The following is a 1,810-nucleotide window of genomic DNA, read 5'->3' as shown; positions in this document are numbered from 1 at the left end:
TGGTACAGCCGGAGCTGCGCTACTGGTTTTGTGAGGTGTTCAACGGCACTTTCATCGGTCTGCACGGGCACTATGGCCAGTACAATGTAGGTGGGGTGAATCTGCCGGTGGGTCGTCTGAAAGCCCTGAAGGATCACCGCTACGAGGGCTATTTTTATGGTGCCGGTCTGAGCCTGGGGCATCAGTGGTTGCTGAGCAAGCACCTGAACCTTGAGGCCTCTCTCGGTGGTGGTTGGGCGCGCACTCCGTACCGCAAGTACAAGTGCCCCGCCTGCAGTCCGCTCTTGTCCGAGGGGGTCTACGACTACTTCGGCGTGACACGGGCGACGCTCTCCCTTACCTATTTCTTCAATTGATCGATGGATGCTATGATGAGAAAGATATTATTTGCGACTGCTGTGTCGCTACTGTCGTTGGTTGGACTGGCCGGCACGCCGGTGCGTCACTTGGAGCAGATCAAGGCCACCAGTGCGGTGGAGGTTGATCACGAGGCCGGTGAGCTTCATCTGACCTTGGACCTGACCCTGGACGATCTGAGGGTGAGGGGCAATGACCTGATCATCCTCACGCCGACCCTCTCTCGGGCGGACGGGAGCTATACGTTGCCACTCCAACCCCTCTATATCGTGGGCGGAACGCGCGAAAAGGCCCTGAATCGTCAGCTGCACTTTGGACACAAGCCGGACTATTACGTGGCAGTGAAGCCTCAGAGCATCACCCGTCGTCGCAACGGCCGTGCCCAGACCATCCACTACACGGTGACCGTGCCTTTTGACAAGCGCATGCGTGGTGCCGTGCTGAGCCTCGAGGAGTGGCTGACCGGCTGCGCTGAATGCGACAAAGGAAGTGGATCGCTGGTTTTGCGCGACCCTGTGGTGAAAGCTGAGCCCTATCGCCCAACCTATGTCTCCACCTGCATCGTGCCGGCAGCCGAGCCGGTGAAGAGTCGCTCGGACAAGTACTCTGCGACAATCGCTTTCCGACTGGACAAGGACAATATCGACCGTGGCTACCGTGACAATGCGGCCGTGCTGGACGATGTGGACGCAAAGGTTCGCTCGGTCCTTGCCAATAAAGACATCACCCTCACCGGCATGACCGTCGAGGGATGGGCCTCTCCGGAGGGCAACGCCTCGTACAACCAAGCTCTATCGGAGCGTCGTGCCAAGTCTTTTGCCAACTACCTGAGCCGTACGCATGGGCTGAAGCAGTCGGAGATGTCCGTCCGTGGTTGCGGAGAGGACTGGACCGGTGTGGAGCGTCTGCTGGCCTCCTCTGACCCGAGCTACAAGGCCGAGCTGGAGACCATCCTGAAAGAAAACCAAGGCGATGCACGAGACCCAAAGATCAAAGCACTCAATGGCGGAGCCGTCTACTACGACCTCGTGAACGGCCTCTACACCAAGGTGCGTCGTACGGACTATGCCTTTGCCTACACCGTGCGGAGCTTCAATCTGGCCGAGGCACGTGAGCGAATCAAGACAAACCCCAAGCTACTGAGCCTAAACGAGATGTATATCGTGGCAGACAGCTACGAGGTGGGGAGCAAGGAGTACGACGAGAGCTTCCGAATCGCACTGAAGTACTTCCCGAATGAGCCCATCGCACTGGTGAATGCCGCAGCCGCCGACCTCGCCAAAGGTGATGTCTCTGCCGCCATGGCACGCCTGGACAAGGCAAATGACACACGCGCCCAAGCACTCAACAACCGTGGAATAGTTCTCGCCCTGAACGGCAAGTATGCCGAGGCAGAGACCTGCTTCAAGGAGGCGATCGCAAAGGGTGACACCAGTGCAGCCGGCAACTTGGC

At 58.6% G+C, this 1,810-nt stretch carries 2 protein-coding genes; both read left to right on the top strand.

Annotated elements, in window-relative coordinates; translation table 11 throughout:
- Positions 1-356 (top strand): DUF3575 domain-containing protein (locus tag AC1EK1_RS08290; protein ID WP_480307067.1); only part of this gene is annotated, 356 nt, incomplete at its 5' end.
- 12 nt (positions 357-368) lie between these two features.
- A partial coding sequence (locus tag AC1EK1_RS08285) for an OmpA family protein (RefSeq protein WP_480307065.1) occupies positions 369-1,810 on the top strand: 1,442 nt, incomplete at its 3' end.

This window comes from Porphyromonas sp. C0026D3 (assembly GCF_056590775.1).
The sequence above is the reverse complement of the archived record's forward strand: the minus strand, read 5'-3'. Positions and strand labels throughout refer to the sequence as shown.